This is a genomic window from Streptomyces sp. CY-1 (assembly GCF_047218265.1).
GTDB lineage: Bacteria > Actinomycetota > Actinomycetes > Streptomycetales > Streptomycetaceae > Streptomyces > Streptomyces niphimycinicus.
The window spans coordinates 4,890,547-4,907,070 of sequence record NZ_CP178393.1; the positions used below are offsets into that span (position 1 = coordinate 4,890,547).

The 16,524-nt window shown below is 72.3% G+C and carries 13 protein-coding genes; 6 read left to right on the top strand and 7 right to left on the bottom strand.

Annotated elements, in window-relative coordinates:
- Nucleotides 1–11: 11 nt before the first annotated feature.
- Together ACK1X7_RS20800 and ACK1X7_RS20805 are read left to right on the top strand one after the other, a co-directional pair.
- Nucleotides 12–1,310 (top strand): amino acid deaminase, encoded by a 1,299-nt coding sequence (locus ACK1X7_RS20800; protein WP_385143839.1) that lies wholly within the window; start codon nt 12–14, stop codon nt 1,308–1,310.
- 45 nt (nt 1,311–1,355) lie between these two features.
- A complete protein-coding gene (locus ACK1X7_RS20805) occupies nt 1,356–2,966 on the top strand; it encodes an N-acyl-D-amino-acid deacylase family protein (protein ID WP_385143841.1) in 1,611 nt (536 codons plus the stop codon).
- A gap of 559 nt (nt 2,967–3,525) precedes the next feature.
- Here the strand turns inward: ACK1X7_RS20805 and ACK1X7_RS20810 are convergent.
- Nucleotides 3,526–4,446 carry an NADP-dependent oxidoreductase gene (locus ACK1X7_RS20810; protein WP_398158221.1) on the bottom strand — a complete coding sequence of 307 codons (921 nt, stop codon included), beginning with the start codon at nt 4,444–4,446 and terminating at the stop codon, nt 3,526–3,528.
- Nucleotides 4,447–4,529: 83 nt separating this feature from the next.
- Here ACK1X7_RS20810 and ACK1X7_RS20815 point away from each other — a divergent pair, with 83 nt between their 5' ends.
- Entirely contained in the window at nt 4,530–5,099 is a 570-nt protein-coding gene (locus ACK1X7_RS20815; RefSeq protein ID WP_385143845.1) for a TetR/AcrR family transcriptional regulator, read from the top strand.
- A 142-nt stretch (nt 5,100–5,241) separates the two neighbouring features.
- On the top strand, nt 5,242–5,889 hold the full coding sequence (locus ACK1X7_RS20820; RefSeq protein WP_385143847.1) for a hypothetical protein: 648 nt from the start codon (nt 5,242–5,244) through the stop codon (nt 5,887–5,889).
- A 91-nt stretch (nt 5,890–5,980) separates the two neighbouring features.
- Here ACK1X7_RS20820 and ACK1X7_RS20825 read toward each other — a convergent pair whose 3' ends face one another.
- From ACK1X7_RS20825 to ACK1X7_RS20850, 6 genes are all read right to left on the bottom strand, one after another.
- A complete protein-coding gene (locus ACK1X7_RS20825) occupies nt 5,981–6,619 on the bottom strand; it encodes a TetR/AcrR family transcriptional regulator (protein ID WP_385143849.1) in 639 nt (212 codons plus the stop codon).
- Nucleotides 6,616–8,628: a CocE/NonD family hydrolase gene (locus tag ACK1X7_RS20830; RefSeq protein ID WP_413115497.1), complete on the bottom strand. Its 2,013-nt coding sequence runs from the start codon at nt 8,626–8,628 to the stop codon at nt 6,616–6,618. The genes ACK1X7_RS20825 and ACK1X7_RS20830 overlap by 4 nt, the downstream gene beginning before the upstream one ends.
- A gap of 365 nt (nt 8,629–8,993) precedes the next feature.
- Nucleotides 8,994–10,859, bottom strand: coding sequence for an ATP-binding cassette domain-containing protein (locus tag ACK1X7_RS20835; RefSeq protein ID WP_390792117.1), 1,866 nt, complete (start codon nt 10,857–10,859; stop codon nt 8,994–8,996).
- Nucleotides 10,859–11,770: an ABC transporter permease gene (locus tag ACK1X7_RS20840; protein ID WP_385143884.1), complete on the bottom strand. Its 912-nt coding sequence runs from the start codon at nt 11,768–11,770 to the stop codon at nt 10,859–10,861. The genes ACK1X7_RS20835 and ACK1X7_RS20840 overlap by 1 nt, the downstream gene beginning before the upstream one ends.
- 17 nt (nt 11,771–11,787) lie before the next feature.
- A complete protein-coding gene (locus ACK1X7_RS20845; RefSeq protein ID WP_385116560.1) occupies nt 11,788–12,747 on the bottom strand; it encodes an ABC transporter permease in 960 nt (319 codons plus the stop codon).
- 5 nt (nt 12,748–12,752) lie between these two features.
- A complete protein-coding gene (locus ACK1X7_RS20850; protein ID WP_413115498.1) occupies nt 12,753–14,381 on the bottom strand; it encodes an ABC transporter substrate-binding protein in 1,629 nt (542 codons plus the stop codon).
- Nucleotides 14,382–14,657: 276 nt separating this feature from the next.
- On the opposite strand from ACK1X7_RS20850, the gene ACK1X7_RS20855 reads away from it, so the two are divergent.
- Both ACK1X7_RS20855 and ACK1X7_RS20860 read left to right on the top strand, forming a co-directional pair.
- Nucleotides 14,658–15,869, top strand: coding sequence for a pyridoxal phosphate-dependent aminotransferase (locus ACK1X7_RS20855; protein WP_382962399.1), 1,212 nt, complete (start codon nt 14,658–14,660; stop codon nt 15,867–15,869).
- A 72-nt stretch (nt 15,870–15,941) separates the two neighbouring features.
- Nucleotides 15,942–16,352 (top strand): hypothetical protein, encoded by a 411-nt coding sequence (locus ACK1X7_RS20860; RefSeq protein WP_385143857.1) that lies wholly within the window; start codon nt 15,942–15,944, stop codon nt 16,350–16,352.
- The last annotated feature ends 172 nt before the right edge of the window (nt 16,353–16,524 follow it).

Below are 16,524 nucleotides of genomic sequence, written 5' to 3' on the forward strand. Positions count from 1 at the left end.
GAGGCGCCTCCATGGCCACCGACCACAGCGACCAGGCCGTCGCCGCTCTCACGGCTCTCGCGCGGGAACGCGTGGACCACCGCTTCAAGGGGCTGCCTCCGAGCGCCGAGGGCCTTACGGTCGGCGAGCTGGCCGCCGAGCGGCGCTCCCTGTTCACCGGCGGCTTCACCACGCCGGTGCTGGCCCTGTCGGCCGAGGCGCTGGAGCACAATCTGGTGGCGATGGAGCGCTACTCCGCCGCCCATGGCCTCGCCTTCGCCCCGCACGGCAAGACCTCCATGGCCCCCCAGCTCTTCGAGCGCCAGCTCGCCCACGGGGCCTGGGGCATCACCGCGGCCGTCCCCACCCAGGTGCGGGTCTACCGGGCCTTCGGCATCCAGCGGATCTTCCTCGCCAACGAGGTCGTCGACGCCACCGCCCTGCACTGGCTCGCGGCCGAACTCGACGCCGACCCCGATTTCCGCTTCATCGCCTACGTCGACTCGGTGCGCGGCGTCGAGCTGATGGACGCGGCCCTGCGGGAGGCGGGCGCGCGGCGCCCGGTCGATGTGGTGGTCGAGCTGGGCGGCGGCGAGGGAGCCCGCACCGGGGTCCGTACGGAGGCGGAGTGCCGGGCGGTCGCCGACGCGGTCGGGGCCACCGGGACCCTGCGGCTGGTGGGCGTGGCCGGCTACGAGGCCGAGGTGCCGAAGGCGGACGGCGAGCGAGTGCGGGCGTGGCTGCGCCGGCTCACCGCGCTGACCGCTGAGTTCGACGCGGCGGGCCGCTTCGAGGGCGTGGACGAGGTGGTCGTCAGCGCGGGCGGCAGCGCGTGGTTCGACGCGGTCGCGGATGTCCTCGCGGAGCTGCCCACGCTGTCCCGGCCGGTGCTGAAGCTGCTGCGCTCGGGTGCGTACGTCTCCCACGACGACGGCCACTACCGACACATCACCCCGTTCAACCGCGTCCCGGAGGAGGGCGAGCTGCACCCGGCCTTCCGCCTGTGGGCCCAGGTCGTCTCCCGCCCCGAGCCCGGCCAGGCGTTCCTGAACGCGGGCAAGCGGGACGCGGCGTACGACCTCGACCTGCCCGCACCCCAGCTCATCCGCTCCGCCCGCGACGGCGCCACCCGCCCCGCCACGGGCCTGTCCATCACGGCCCTCTCCGACCAGCACGCCTGGGTCAGCATCGCGGACGGCACGGAGCTGGAGGTCGGCGACTGGGTGGCCCTGGGGCTCTCGCATCCGTGCACCAGCTTCGACAAGTGGCAGCTCATTCCGGTGGCGGAGGCGGACGGCACGGTCACGGACTACATCCGCACCTTCTTCTGATCCCTCCGGGACCCCGCCCCACTCCGCGCACAGGGAGACGCACCCATGGACCTGGTCATCCGCGACGCACGTGTCATCGACGGCACCGGTGGTGCCGCCTACCGGGCCGACGTGGCCGTGGAGGGCGGCCGGATCGCCGCCGTCGTCCGTGAGGACGGCGGCGGGCCGCGCCCCACCGCCCCCCGCACGGTGGACGCGGACGGCCTCGTCCTCTCCCCCGGCTTCATCGACATGCACGCGCACAGCGACCTGGCGCTGCTGCGCGACCCCGACCACTCGGCGAAGGCCGCGCAAGGGGTGACCCTCGAAGTCATCGGCCAGGACGGCCTGTCCTACGCCCCCGTGGACGACCAGACCCTCGCCCAGATCCGTACGGCGATCACGGGCTGGAACGGCGACGGCTCCGACATCGACTTCACCTGGCGCACCGTCGGCGAGTTCCTGGACCGGCTGGACCACGGCTTCGACGGCCAGGGCATCGCGGTCAACGCCGCCTACCTCATCCCCCAGGGCACCGTACGGATGCTCGCGGTCGGCTGGGAGGACCGCGACGCGACACCGGCGGAGGTCGCCCGGATGAAGGAGCTGGTCGCGGAGGGGCTCCAGCAGGGCGCCGTCGGCCTCTCCTCCGGCCTCACCTACACCCCCGGGATGTACGCCTCCGACGCCGAACTCACCGAGCTGTGCCGGGTCGTGGCCGCCTACGACGGCTACTACTGCCCGCACCACCGCTCCTACGGCGCCGGTGCCCTGCGCGCGTACGAGGAGATGGTGGCCCTCACCCGCGAGGCCGGCTGCGCGCTCCACCTCGCCCACGCCACCATGAACTTCGGCCTCAACAAGGGCCGCGCCCCCGAACTCCTCACCCTCCTCGACACCGCCCTCGCCGACGGCGCCGACATCACCCTCGACACCTACCCCTACCTCCCGGGCTGCACCACGCTGGCCGCGATGATGCCGAGCTGGGCGGCCGAGGGCGGCCCCGACGCGGCGCTCGCCCGGCTGCGCGACGACGCCACCGCCGAGCGCATCCGCCACGTGATGGAGGTGGAGGGGGCGGACGGCTGCCACGGCGTACCGATGGACTGGGACACGATCGAGATCTCCGGCGTGAACGACCCGTCCCTCACCGGCTACGTCGGCCGGACCATCGCCGCGAGCGCCCGCGAACGCGGCGAGGCCCCCTGGATCACCGCCCGCCGCCTCCTCCTGGACGACCGCCTCGGCCCGACGATCCTCCAGCACGTCGGGCACGAGGAGAACGTCCAGGCGATCATGAAGCACCCCGTCCACACGGGCGGCAGCGACGGCATCCTCCAGGGCGCCAAGCCCCACCCCCGCGCGTACGGCACCTTCCCGCAGTACCTCGGCCGCTACGTCCGCGAGCTGGGCGTCCTCACCCTGGAGGAGTGCGTCGCCCACCTCACCTCCCGCCCCGCGGCCCGCCTCCGCCTCCCCGACCGCGGCCGGATCCACGAGGGCTACCGCGCCGACCTCGTCCTCTTCGACCCGGACACGGTGGCCGCGGGCTCGACCTTCGACACCCCACGCACCCTGCCGACCGGCATCCCCCACGTCCTCATCGACGGCCGCTTCGTCATCGAGAACGGCCGGCGGACGGACGTCCTCGCGGGGCGTTCGATACGGCGCGCCTAGCCAGGCTCTCCGCAGACGGACAACGCGAGCCTTCGGCGATCAGTCACACCGACCGCACAGATTCCCACGCCGCACAGCGGACCGAGCCCCGACCACCCCCGGCACCGGCACCCACCGCCCCCGATGCGACCGCCGCGGCGGCGGGCCGTACGGCGACTGCCAGGCCGGCCGATCGCGCCGTACGACGATCGGGGCGAGCCCGGTGGTGTCTCCGCACCCGGTGCACCGCGCGAGGGACCAGGCGTTGGCCGGGAGGCAGATGGGCATGACAGCCCAGTTCTTGGACATGGAGTCAACCGCTTCCAGTGAGAAGACCACAGCGAAAAGCAGCACGCCGCACCTGCTGCGACGCGCGACGGATCAGCGCTTGGGGGATCTCACTTGGTGTACAACGGCACGTCCTTGACAGCGCGGCTATGGGCGAGACCACGCTAACGGCACACGGGAGCGCGGCTCCACCGCTTTTCGGGCAGATGGCGATGCGGGGCGGCGGACGCCCGCACCCCCTCGGCGCCCGGTGACCACCTTGTGCCGGTTCACAGTGCGACTTTGTACCGGTTCACAGTGCGACCACGATTTTGCCGTGAACATGCCTCTGGGCCTGCGTCGTCACGGCTTCGCGAATCCGCTCGACCGGGAAGGTCGCCGCGATCGGCACCGTGATCTCGCCGGAATGGATCGCGTCGGCGATCCGCTCCAGGACGCCCGGACCCGCATCGAGGGCGCCCGTCTTGCGCACACCGGGCGGCGGGGCGGGGCCGTCGGCCACGACGGAGATCCGCTCGGGCGCCACGCCGAGCTCGAGCGCGGTCTCGGCCGCCTCCCTTCCGAACAGGTCGGTCGCGGCGGTGATCCCCTCGGGCGCCAGGGCCCGCACCCGGTCCGCCAGGCCAGGGCCGTACGCCACGGGTTCGGCGCCGAGCCCGCGCAGGAATCCGAACGTGCCCTCGGAGGCGGTGCCGAGCACCCGGGCACCCGCGAGCTGCGCGAGCTGCACGGCGAAGATGCCCACGCCACCCGCCGCCCCACCGATCAGGACGGTGTCCCCGGTGCGGAGCCCGATCGCGGCGAGCGCGGCGGAGGCCGTCAGACCGGACACCGGAAGCGTGCCCGCCACCTCGTCGCCGATGCCCTCCGGGGTGGGCCATAGCGTTGCCGCGGGTGTCTTGACCAGCACGAAATCGGCGACGGACCGGCCAATCGCGGCCCCGAACACCCGGTCGCCGGTCGCGAATCCCGTGGCTTCGGCGCCCACCTCGTCCACCACTCCGGCGAAGTCGCTGCCGAACCCGGCCGGCAAGGTGATGCCGAACCGTGCCGCCATGTCGGGCTGTGTGGTGATTTGCCAATCCATCGGATTCAGCCCGGCGGCCGTGACCCGGACGCGAACCTCGTCCGGTGCCGCGTGCGGCTCGGGTATCTCCTGAAGTTCGAGTACTTCGGGACCGCCAAATCGCCGGTAACGGACAGCTCTGCTCATCGGTGACCTCTCCTGGCCAGTGATGGGACTTGGTCCCATCGACCGTACACCAGTGATGGGACGAAGTCCCGTACACTGCTCCCATGGCTCGCTGGCAACCCGACGCACCAGGACGACTCGCCGCCGCCGCCCTCGACCTCTTCGAGGAGCACGGCTACGAGAACACGACCGTGATCGAGATCGCGGAGCGCGCGGGGCTCACCAAGAGCACGTTCTTCCGGCACTTCCCCGACAAGCGCGAGGTGCTCTTCGACAAGGGCACGGTGACCGGTCTGCTCGTCGAAGGGATCGCCTCGGCGCCGCCGGCGGCCGGGCCGCTCGACGCGGTGGCGGACGCCCTCGATGCGCTCGGCCGGACGTTCTTCACCGCCGACCGCCGCGAGTTCAGCGGCCGCCGCCAGGCCGTACTGAACGCCCATACGGAACTGCGTGAACGCGAAGCCCTGAAAAGGATCGACCTCACCGCCTCGATGATCGAGGCCCTCAACCGCCGCGGAGTCCCGGGCCTGACCGCGCGGGTGGCCGCGAAACTGGGCATGCTCGTCTGGGAGATCGCCTACGACCAGTGGATCGACACCGACAACAGCGAGGGCTTCGGCCCGCTGGCACGGCAGGCGCTCGCCGAAGTACGCGCGGCCAAAGCCGTGAGCTAGCCAGCGCAATCGGGCGGCCTTCCGCCGCTAACGGCCGTGTTAGCGGGGTGTTAGCGGAGCGGCAGGCTTGCGGTAGCGGCCCCGGCCAGAGTGGGTGACGTACCGAGGACAACGTCACCGACCGCCCCTGGGGGGACCCGGCATGAACGCCAACACCACCGTCCGCACCGCTCGTCGCCGCACCATTCGCATCGCCGCCGCGGCCCTGATCGCAGCCGCCAGCCTCAGCCTGACCGCCTGCAACAACGACACGGAGGACACCGGCACGAAGAAGCCCGCGGCCTCCGCCGAGTCCAGCACCGGGGGCTCCTCCTCCGGAGCGCAGGGTTCCGACGCCAAGACGGGCGCCAAGACGGGCGATACGGACAAGGCGCCATCCTCGACCGGCGGCCAGAAGTTGGCGGACGGCAGCACGGCCAAGATCGACAAGCTCGGCACCCAGCACTACCGCCTCAAGATCATCAACGATGGTGCCGTCCTGGCCACGCTGGAGGCGAACCAGCGCGACGCCGGGCTCGACGCCAACGGCATGTACGTCGTGCTCACGCTGGGCGGCGAGGTCCACTCCTGGATGGGCGGCGAGCACAGCGGACCGGGCACCTTCAAGCTCGCGGGCGGCTGGACGGCCAAGGTCACGAAGGTCGGCGACGCCCACTTCCGCGCGGACATCATCGGCAACGAGGGCTCGGTGGACGGCACGCTGGAGGCGAACGGGCACGATGACGGGATGGACGCCAACGGCGTGTACATCGTGCTCAGCGCCGGCGGTGTGATCAGCGCCCACCAGTAAGCGCCCGCACGACCGCGGCGGTGGAGTTGCCTACGGCGACTCCACCGCCGCTGTGTTCGCCTCCCGTCGGGAGGAGCGGGGCCCTCCCCCTTCAGCCTTCCAGCTCCGCCGTCACGAAGCGGCGCAGGTGGCGGCGGGCGTCGGCCACGGTCAGGGCGGGGGCCTGGCGGAGGCGGCGCAGGGCCAGGCCGTCGGCCAGGGCGGAGAAGCGGAGGGCGAAGTCGGCCGGGTCGTCGCAGACGAAGTCGCCCTCGTCCCGGCCCCGTTCGACCAGGGACCGGATCTCGCCGTGCCATGCCTCGTAGCGCTCGGCCTGGCCACGGGCGAAGGACTCGTCGCGTTCGCCCGCGTTCCAGTAGTCGAACCACATCCGCCAGTGCTGGTCCGTGTCGTCCGTGAAGAGCGCGTCGATGAGCAGTCGCAGCCCCTCCGCGCCGCTGGTGGCCTTCGCGGCGGCCTCGCTCAACGCGGCGTAGTAGCGCTCGATGTGCAGCACCATCGCCTCGGAGAGGACTTCCTGCACGCTCTCGAAGTGGTACGTGACCGTGCCGACCGAGACCTCGGCCGCGGCCGCCACCTCGCGCACCCCGACCCCCTTGGTGCCGCGCTCAGCGATGAGCGGAACGGCGGCCTCCACGATGAGGCGGCGGCGCACCTCGGTGGGCTGCCGGGTGCGGCGGGAGGCGTCGACGGCGCGGCGCGGGGGGCGGCGTTCGGCGGGGGACGTCACGCGGATGTCCTCGGCGTGGTGTGGTGCCATGCGCGCGTAGCCACTGTCTCTCCGTCCGCCCGTGCCTCGATGCTGCTGTCCATGATGAATTCCTCCGCCGTGGCACGCAGTTCCACGGCGGTGACGACCTCCGCGTCCCAGGCCCCGCGCCGCAGCCGGATGGTCCACCGAGAGCTTGCCACGGCCGAGAGCGGATCGTCGGAGCGGATGCGGTACGTCTCGCGGGCGCTCTCCTCGTAGCGGAGTCCGTCGGGATAGGTGCGGGAGCCGCCGTAGTTCGGGTCCACGTCCAGCACCCATTCGTCCGTCGCCACATCGTGGGTGATGGTCCGCTCGGGGCGTGGTTCGGCGGGCGGGTCGACGGTCACGGCGAGCGGTACGGCCTGCTCGGGCTCCTCGAAGACGATGGGCGGGCGGCCCGCGTCGGCGCCCGGATCCCGTACGGGCAGCAGCAGGGCGCTGTCCCCGGGCCGTACGGTCAGCCGGCCGCGCTCGCCGTGCGGCCAGACCCACGGCCAGTACGCGTCGCAGACGGCGACCCTGATGCGGTGGCCGGGCGGGAAGGCGTAGCCGGTGGCGTTCAGCTCGAACTCCACGTCCTCCTCGCGCCCCGGCCGCCACTCCACGGCCTTGTCCCGTCCCTTCCGCGACAGGAGGTTGAGCACCCCACGGGTGACGAGGGTGGAGGAGCCGTCGGGCGCCACATCGCAGACTCGGGCGATGACGTGGGCGCGCGGGGTGGCGCTGTCGAGGCGTAGCCGTACGCGGGGACGGCCCAGGATCTCGACCCGCTCTTTCAACGGCTCCGAGTCGAAGCAGACCGAGCGGCCGTCCTCCTCGCGCTGGTCGGGCGGCAGATCGGTGGCGTTGCCGAAGGGGAAGAAGCGGCCCGCGTCCAGCCCGGTGTGCAGCGGTGAGCGGACGATCACCGGCTCGTCGGCGGGGCCGCCGAGGGGGCGTTCGTCCCAGGTGACGGACGGCGACGGCCAGGCGTCCTCGCCGACCCAGCGGCCGGGCATGATGTCGTACGAGGTGGCGGGCGGTACGGGGTCGTTGATCCAGGCGCGCAGCGGCGGCTCGTCCAGCACGCCGGTGGGCTCGTCCTTGAGCCAGTGGTCCCACCAGCGCAGCGTCTCCTGGAGGAAGCCGATCGCCGGGCCCGGCGGCAGCCCCCGGTCCGGGTACTGGTGCGACCAGGGGCCGATGAGCCCGCGCACGGGCGCGTCGAGGTGCTCCAGCAGGCGCAGCACGGTGTCCCGGTACGGATCGGCCCAGCCGCCGACCGCCAGCACGGCGGCCTCGATCGCGCCGTAGTCCTCGCAGACGCTGCCGTGCCGCCAGTAGTCGTCCCGCTCCTGGTGGGCGAGCCAGGTGTGCAGATACGGCTCGAGCGCGTCGAGCCGCTCCCGCCACATGGGCAGCCAGCGGTCCTCGCCGACGGAGGTGGGGTGCGGGGGGCGGGCGGTGAACGCCAGCATCGTCCCGGCCCAGGCGAGCATGTCGATGCCGAGGACGGCGCCGCCGGTGTAGTGGACGTCGTTGTCGTAACGGTCGTCGGTGGAGCAGACGGTGACGATCGCCTTCAGCGGGGCGGGGCGCAGGGCCGCGATCTGGAGGGAGTTGAACCCGCCCCAGGAGATCCCGAACATCCCCACCCTGCCGGTGCACCAGGGCTGCGCCGCGAGCCAGTTGACGACGTCTACGCCGTCGGCCAGCTCGGTCGCGGTGTACTCGTCGAGCATCACACCCTCGGAGTCGCCGCTGCCGCGCAGATCGACTCGTACGGAGGCGTAGCCGTGCCCGGCGTACCAGGGGTGGCGCTGGGCGTCGCGGGGCGCGGTCCAGTCGCTCTTGCGGTACGGGAGGTATTCGAGAAGGGCGGGGACGGGGGCGGTTTCGGCGTCTGCTGGGCGCCAGATGCGGGCGTGCAGCCGCGTTTGCCCGTCCCGGGTGGGGATCCATACGTCCTCGGTCCGCACTGTGCGGGGGAACGTCTCGCGGTACTTCACGCTGCTCCCTTTACGGGGTGGGGTGTTGTCTGGGGGTGGGGGCGGGATATTTGCGGGGCGGGGGCGGGTGCGGGTCCGGGGTGCGCCTGCGGCGGGCTAGCCCCCACCCCGCCCCTTCCCGAAACCGGGGCTCCGCCCCGGACCCCGCTCCTCGATCGCCGGAGGGGCTTACAGGTTGTGGGCAATCGTTCCTCCCCCAGCTACCGCTGGGAGGTGCCCCCCGGCGGAACGGGTGGGCACAACCCGCCCACCGGTCCGCACCCGGCGGCGATGCCTCAGGGGGCAGCACCCGCCAGGCGCACTCCGCGCGGAGCCCCCGCGGGGGCCGGGGCCGGCCCCGGTATCGGGAAGGGGCGGGGTGGGGGCTAGCCATCCGCCGGCCGCCACCTGCGTACCCGATGGCCCCCGCCCAACTCATCCCACACCGCCCCCGGCTCGGCGGCGTCCTGCCAAGCGTCGGCCGCCTCGACGGCGGCTTCGGCGTCCGGGTCGGGTTCGAGGGCCGCGGCCATCAACTGCCGCGTATACGGGTGGCCAGGCGCCACAAAAACCGCGTCCGTGGGCCCCTCCTCCACCACCACCCCATGCCGCAGCACCACCACCCGGTCCGCGATCCCCCGCACCACCGCCAGGTCGTGGCTGATGAACACGCACGCCAACTCCCGTTCGCGGCGCAGATCGTCCAGCAGCCGCAACACATCCGCCTGTACGGACACGTCCAGCGCCGTCGTGATCTCGTCCGCGATCAGCACCTCCGGCTCCCCCGCCAGCGCCCGTGCGATCCCGATCCGCTGGCGCTGGCCGCCCGAGAGTTGCGCGGGCAGCCGGTCGGCGAAGTCGGGGTCGAGGCGTACGTCGGCGATCAGTTGCCGGGCCCGCGCGGCCGCCTCGCCCCGCGACCCCGCCGCGCCGAAGAAGCGCAGGGGGCGCCGTATCGCATCGCCCACCGAACGCCGTGGATTGAGCGCGGTGTCCGCGTTCTGGAAGACGAGCTGGACGGTACGGCGCAGGGCGAGCGGACGCCGCCGCGCGGGTGCACCCAGATCACCGCCGGACGCACCGCCGGGCGTTCCGTCTGACGCGCCAACCGACCCGCCGCCGGGCGCACCAACCGACCCGCCGCCGGGCGCACCGCCCGGCACACCACCCGACGCAGCCCTCATCGTCCCGCCCGACGCCCCCCTCAGCCCCGCCAGCGACCACGCGATCGTGGACTTCCCACTCCCCGACTCGCCGACCAGCGCCAGCACCTCTCCCCTCCGCACGCTGAAGGAGACCCCGTCCACCGCGCGGCTGGAGCCGTAGTCGATCGTCACCTCCCGTACGTCCAGCGCCTCGGCCGCGTCCGTGGGCACCTCGGCCCGGGGGCGGATCTCGCGCGTGCCGTCCTCGCCCACCAGCGCCAGCCCGGCGTCCGCCACGCGCGGGACGCTGGCCAGCAGGCGGCGGGTGTACGGGTCGGCGGGGGCGGCGAAGAGGCGCCGGGTGGGGGCGGCCTCGACGACTCGTCCGGCGCGCAGTACGCACACCTCGTCGGCCATGTGCGCGACCACGCCGAGGTCATGGCTGACCAGGACGGCGGCGAGGCCGAGTTCCTCGCGCAGGGTGCCGATCAGGTCCAGCACCCCGCGCTGGGTGATCACGTCGAGGCCGGTGGTGGGCTCGTCCAGGACGAGCACCTTGGGGCGGGCCGCGATGGCCATGGCGATGGCGACGCGCTGCTGCTGTCCGCCGGAGAGCTCATGCGGATAGCGGCGGGCGAGTTCGCGCGGATGCGGCAGTCTGACCTGCTCCAGCAGATCCGTGACGGGCACCTCGCCGCCCGCCTCCGCGATCTGCCGTCCGATGCGCATGCTGGGCGTCAGGGCCTGGCCCGCGTTCTGGGAGACCATCGCGACCGTACCGCCGCGCAGCCGCCGCAACTCCCGGGCGGAGAGCGCGAAGACGTCCCTCCCCTCGACGGTGACCCGTCCGCCGGTCAGCCGCGATCCGTGTCGCAGATGCCCCAGCAGCGTCGCGGCGACCGTCGACTTGCCGCTGCCCGACTCGCCGACCAGGGCCAGCGTCCGGCCGGGGGCGACCTCCAGCGACACCTCTTCCACGACGGGCACCTCGCGCCCGCCCGACCCGCCGGACCCACCGGACCGGTAGGCCACGGACAGCGCGTCCACCGAGACGATGGGCGTCGCCTCCACCGGAACAGCCGCCTCCGCCGAAGTGATGGCCGTCATCAGGAGCCCTCCCGGATCCGGTCCACGCCCCACGCCTTGGACAGGCCGTCGGCCGCGAGATTGAGCCCGACCACCAGCGTGGCCAGGGCGATGATCGGCGCGAGGCTGGCCATCGGGACGACGGTGATGGCGGTGCGGTTCTCCGCGACCATCAGCCCCCAGTCGGGGGTGGGCGGGTCCGCGCCGAAGCCCAGGAAGGACAGCGAGGAGATCAGCAGCACCACCCACGAGGCGCGCATCGCGAACTCGACGCACACCACGTCGGTGATGTTGGGCAGCACCTCACGGCGCAGGATCGCCCAGGTGCTCTCGCCGCGGGCGCGCGCCGCGGTGACGTAGTCCTGGGGGACGACGGCGAGCGCGGCGCCGCGCACGACCCGTACCACCTGGGGGACGCAGACGACGGCGATGGCCAGCACGATGACCGCCGATCCGGTGCCCAGCGCGGTGACGATCACCAGCAGGACGAGGATCGCCGGGATGGACAGCACCGCGTCCAGGACCCGCATCAGCAGATCGTCCAGCCAGCCGCCGCGCAGGGCGGCCGCACAGCCGAGGACGGCGCCGAGGGCGACGGTGAGGACGGTCGCGGTGACGGAGACGCCGAGCGCGTACCGCCCGCCGTACAGCACCCGGGTCAGCACATCGCGCCCGTAGCTGTCGGTGCCCGCCCAGTGGTCCGCGCCCGGCCCGAGCAGCGCGTGCGAGGCGTCGCCGGTGGTGGGGTGGTACGGGGTGAGCAGCGGGGCGAGCAGCGCGACCACGAGGTGGACGGCGACGATCGCGAGCCCGATGGCGGTGGGGCGGGAGGAGCGCACGGTGCGCCAGGTGCGGGCGGCCACACCGGGCCGGACGGGCGCGGGCGGTGCGGCGGCCGGGGCCGCCCCCGCAGGCGCCTTCGGAGAGCTCATCGCGTCTTCCAGCGAACTCATCGGATCCTCCCTCCTCGGGTGCGGAGCTTGGGATTGAGGGCCATGGAGCCGAGGTCCGCGGCGAGGTTGCACAGGACGTAGACGACGGCGCTGATGAGGGCGATGGCCTGGATGACGGGCAGGTCGCGGTTCTGGACGGAGGAGAGCATCAGCTTGCCGATGCCGGGATAGTTGAAGACGTTCTCGACCACGGCGACGCCGCCGACCAGCCAGGCCACATTGAGCGCGATGACATGGAGGGTCGGCAGCAGGGCGCTGGGCAGCGCGTGCCGGGTGACCACCCGCCAGGTGGACAGGCCCTTGAGCCGGGCGGTGGTGACGTATTCGCTCGCCATGACGTCGATCACCGAGGTGCGGGCCATCCGCACGATGTACGCGGCCATGACGATCGCGAGCGAGGCGGCGGGCAGCCAGACCGCCGGGAGCAACTGCCCGGTACTGGCGCCCGGTCCGTACAGCACCACGGCGGGCAGCACCGGCACGGTGACGGAGAAGGCGAGCACCAGCACGGTGGCCACGACGAATTCGGGGACGCTCATCCCGATCAGGCTGACCGTGGAGATCAGGTGGTCGGGCCAGCGGTCGCGGTAGAGCCCGGCGACGATGCCGAGGACGAGGGAGCCGGTGACCGCGAAGAGGATGGTGACGACGGCGATGAGGGCGGAGTTGCCGAGGTACTGGGCGACCTCGCCGCCCACCGGTTTGGTGGTGACCAGCGAGGTGCCGAAGTCGCCGTGCAGGGCGCCGTTGATCCAGTGGCCGTAGCGCTCCCAGGCGGGCTGGTCGAGCCCCATCTGCTTGCGCAGCGCGGCGACCGCGTCGGGGGTGGCGTCCCGGCCGAGCACCTGGGTGGCGACATCGCCGGGCAGCGCCTGGACGGCCAGGAAGACCAGGACCGAGGAGAGCAGCAGGGTGCCCAGCGCGGAGACCACGCGGCGGACGAGGAAGGAGAGCATGCGTCTCATGCCCCCTTCAGGCCGATGCCGAGGTAGTCGAACTCGAAGCCGTGCTCGGCGTAGCCGCGCACCTTCCGGGAGATCCCGACGAGCCGGTCGGCGAACATCGGGGTGATGGCCCCGCCCCGCTCGACGACGAGCGTCTGCGCCTGTCCGTACAGCTCGCGCCTGCGGCCTCCGTCGGTCTCCCGGCGGGCCCGGTCGAGCAGCGCGTCGAACTCCTTGTCGGCCCAGGCGGTCTCGTTGTACGAGGAGCCGCCGCGGAAGACCTGGTTGAGGAGCTGGTCGACGGGGCGCCCGGTGTACCAGTAGGTGGCCATGAGCGGCTTCTTCATCCAGATCTGGGTGTAGTACGAATCGGCGGCCGCGGTCTTGACCCGGATCCGGATGCCGGCCCGCCCGGCCGACTCCTGGTAGGCGAGGGCCATGGGCGTGAAGATCGGGTCGTAGGAGGAGGTGTAGAGGTCCACCGCCAGCCGCTCGTGCCCGGCCTTCTTCAGCAGATGGCGGGCCTGCTCGGGGTCGTGGGCGGGGTGGGCCGCGGTGTGGGCGGGGTCGTTCGGCGGGACGGGGTTGTCCCACCCCGCGGTGCCCGCGCCCTGGAGGGCGGCCTTCAGGATGTGCTCGGGGTCGTAGGCGAGCTTCATCGCCTGCCGCACCCGCACATCGGTGAAGGGCTTCTCGGTGGTGAGCATCGGCAGCACGTACCACTGGGCGTTCTCGGCGCGGGCGATGGTGGCGCGGTCGGAGGCGGCGATGACCCGGGCGGTGGCGAAGTCGAGGTTGGTCTGGGAGAGCAGATCGACCTGTCCGGCGAGCAGGGCGCCCGAGCGGGCCTGCATATCGGCGACGGAGTAGAAGTCGATGGCGTCCAGGACCGGGCGCCCGGCCCAGTGGTCCGGGTAGGCGGTGACCCGGCCGGGCCCGGCGGCGGCGAAGGATTCGAGCCGGAACGGGCCGGTGCCGATGCCGGTGCGGCCGATGGAGCGGGCGCTGCCGTCCGGGACGACGTAGCAGTTGTAGTGGGTGAGCAGGCTGGGGAACTCGGCGTGCGGGCTCTTCAGCGGGACGACGAGGGTGTGGGCGTCGGGGGTGCGCAGCCGCTCCGGGTCGACCAGCGGGGACAGCACGGGGGCCTGCGGGGAGGCGGTCGCGGTGTCGAGGATGTGGCGCAGGGTGTAGGCGGCGTCGGCGGCGGTGAAGGCGCGGCCGTCGTGGAAGGTGACGCCGCGGCGCAGCCGGAAGGTCCAGGTGGTCGCCTTGGCGTCGGGCTCCCAGGATTCGGCGAGGTCGGGGGCGACGGTGCCGTCGGGCCCGATCCGGACCAGCCGGTTGTAGAGCGCGCCGAGGTATTCGTACGCGGAGAGCGCGCTCGCGGGGTCGAGGGTCTCGGCGTCGGAGGCGGGCGGCCGGGCGATGCGCAGGGTGCCGCCGCGGTCGGGCCGCCCGGCCGGGCCGCGGGTGGGCACGGCCCTCGTCGGGGACGCGGAGGCGGCTCCTGAGCAGCCGCTCAGCAGGGCGGAGCCGCCGAGCGCACCGCCGATCGCCGCCGCGGTGGTGAGGAGCGACCTCCGTGGCAGCCCGGCCGCGGCGGGGGCGGTTCGGTGGGAGGTCTCGGACGTGAACGGGGACATGAACGGGGGCACCCTTCCCTTATTCGTTCAGTCGAACGATTGGGTGAAGTCCGTGAACGATAGCCACGACCCCCGTTCGGGCCAACCCCTCGTTCGCGAAAATTAACGCCGGAAACAGAGTCGTTATCCGGCGCGGAGAGTGGCCCGGGGACGGCGCGCGGGGTCGCGGACCCCGCCCCACGGCGCCCCCGCACACCGTCCGCGCACTGCCCGCGCACCGTCCACGTGGCGAAAAACACCGAGCGGCTCCGGATACTCCGCCGTATGGTGGCCGACATGCAGGTGATCCAGTCCACGAAGCTCGCCAACGTCTGCTACGAAATCCGTGGCCCCGTGCTCGAGGAGGCGATGCGACTCGAGGCGGCAGGACACCGCATCCTCAAGCTGAATACCGGCAATCCGGCGACCTTCGGCTTCGAATGCCCCCCGGAGATCCTCGAGGACATGCTCCGCAACCTCGGCGACGCCCACGGCTACGGCGACGCCAAGGGGCTGCTGTCCGCCCGGCGCGCGGTGATGCAGCACTACCAGACCCAGGGCATCGACCTCGATGTCGAGGACATCTTCCTCGGCAACGGCGTCTCCGAGCTGATCCAGATGTCGATGCAGGGGCTGCTCGACGACGGCGACGAGGTCCTCGTCCCGGCCCCCGACTATCCGCTGTGGACCGCCTCGGTCTCACTGGCCGGCGGCACCGCCGTCCACTACCGCTGCGATGAGCAGTCGGACTGGCTGCCGGACCTCGCCGACATCGAGCGCAAGGTCACCGACCGCACCAAGGCGCTCGTCATCATCAACCCCAACAACCCCACGGGTGCCGTCTACGGCGAGGAGACGCTGCGCGGGCTCACCGATATCGCCCGCCGCCATCGGCTGATCGTCTGCTCCGACGAGATCTACGACAAGATCCTCTACGACGGGGCCACCCACACCCCGACCACCACCGTCGCCCCCGATCTGCTGACCCTCACCTTCAACGGGCTCTCCAAGGCGTACCGGGTGGCGGGCTACCGCAGCGGCTGGCTCGCGGTCTGCGGCCCCAAGGCGCACGCCGCCAGCTATCTGGAGGGGCTGACCATCCTGGCCAATATGCGGCTGTGCGCCAATATGCCGGCACAGCACGCGGTGGCCACGGCGCTCGGCGGCCGTCAGTCGATCAACGACCTGGTGCTCCCCGGCGGCCGGCTGCTGGAGCAGCGGGACACGGCGTACGACCTGCTGACCCAGATCCCGGGCGTCACCTGCGTGAAGCCCAAGGGCGCGCTGTACGCGTTCCCCAGGCTGGACCCCAAGGTCTACAAGATCAAGGACGATCGGCAGATGGTGCTGGATCTGCTGCGGGCCGAGAAGATCATGATCGTGCACGGCACGGGGTTCAACTGGCCGGAGCCGGATCACTTCCGCATCGTCACGCTGCCCGCCAAGAAGGATCTGGCCGACGCGGTGACCAGGATCGGGAACTTCCTGGACGGATACGGCCAACCCTGAACTTTTTAGCCTCAGCTCAACTTTAGACAGAGTCTAAGTTAGGATGGTCTCCTGACCCCTTGGAGGCCATCCATGTACGAGCCGATCCGCACCAAATCGGTCCACAGCATGGCCGAGCCCACGCCCGACTTCCCGCACCGCACCCGCGAGGAAGAGCTGGACATCCGGCTGGCCGGACATCTGACCGCGCTGCTCACCGTGACCGACGAGCTGCGCGCCCACACCCCGCACCCCGGCCTCGACGACGCCGCCCAGCGCCTCGCCGAGCAGGCCGCCCGCCTGCGCGACGGCCACGCCCCGCTGCGCGCGGCGCCCTCGACGGCGGAGCCGGACGCGGCACATATCGCCGCCCTCCACCAGCGCGCCCACACCCTGGCCGGATGGGCCCTGGTCGTGGCCACATCCCGTGACGACACGGCGGCCTCGACGCTGGCGGCCGAGCGGCTGGAGGCGCACGCGGCGGCGCTGGGGCTCAACGCGTAGCCGGACTCGCGCTCTTCGACGAGGCCGACACGCGACCGTACGGGTACGGCCGGTGCGGACCATGCGGCCGGGGCCGCGGAAAAGGCCCGGGGCCCGCACCTGCGTACGGGCCCCGGGCCTTGGGCCTTGAGCTTTGAGTCTTGGGCCTTGAGCCTCGGGCCTCGGGCCTTGA

What these genes read in the sequence shown, in the direction of transcription:
- ACK1X7_RS20840 (WP_385143884.1), bottom strand. Translation starts at nt 11,770, where the DNA reads ATGAGCTCTCCGAAGGCGCCTGCGGGGGCGGCCCCGGCCGCCGCACCG.
- ACK1X7_RS20855 (WP_382962399.1), top strand. Translation starts at nt 14,658, where the DNA reads ATGCAGGTGATCCAGTCCACGAAGCTCGCCAACGTCTGCTACGAAATC.
- ACK1X7_RS20820 (WP_385143847.1), top strand. Translation starts at nt 5,242, where the DNA reads ATGAACGCCAACACCACCGTCCGCACCGCTCGTCGCCGCACCATTCGC.
- ACK1X7_RS20845 (WP_385116560.1), bottom strand. Translation starts at nt 12,747, where the DNA reads ATGCTCTCCTTCCTCGTCCGCCGCGTGGTCTCCGCGCTGGGCACCCTG.
- ACK1X7_RS20815 (WP_385143845.1), top strand. Translation starts at nt 4,530, where the DNA reads ATGGCTCGCTGGCAACCCGACGCACCAGGACGACTCGCCGCCGCCGCC.
- ACK1X7_RS20805 (WP_385143841.1), top strand. Translation starts at nt 1,356, where the DNA reads ATGGACCTGGTCATCCGCGACGCACGTGTCATCGACGGCACCGGTGGT.
- ACK1X7_RS20810 (WP_398158221.1), bottom strand. Translation starts at nt 4,446, where the DNA reads ATGAGCAGAGCTGTCCGTTACCGGCGATTTGGCGGTCCCGAAGTACTC.
- ACK1X7_RS20860 (WP_385143857.1), top strand. Translation starts at nt 15,942, where the DNA reads ATGTACGAGCCGATCCGCACCAAATCGGTCCACAGCATGGCCGAGCCC.
- ACK1X7_RS20835 (WP_390792117.1), bottom strand. Translation starts at nt 10,859, where the DNA reads ATGACGGCCATCACTTCGGCGGAGGCGGCTGTTCCGGTGGAGGCGACG.
- ACK1X7_RS20800 (WP_385143839.1), top strand. Translation starts at nt 12, where the DNA reads ATGGCCACCGACCACAGCGACCAGGCCGTCGCCGCTCTCACGGCTCTC.
- ACK1X7_RS20850 (WP_413115498.1), bottom strand. Translation starts at nt 14,381, where the DNA reads ATGTCCCCGTTCACGTCCGAGACCTCCCACCGAACCGCCCCCGCCGCG.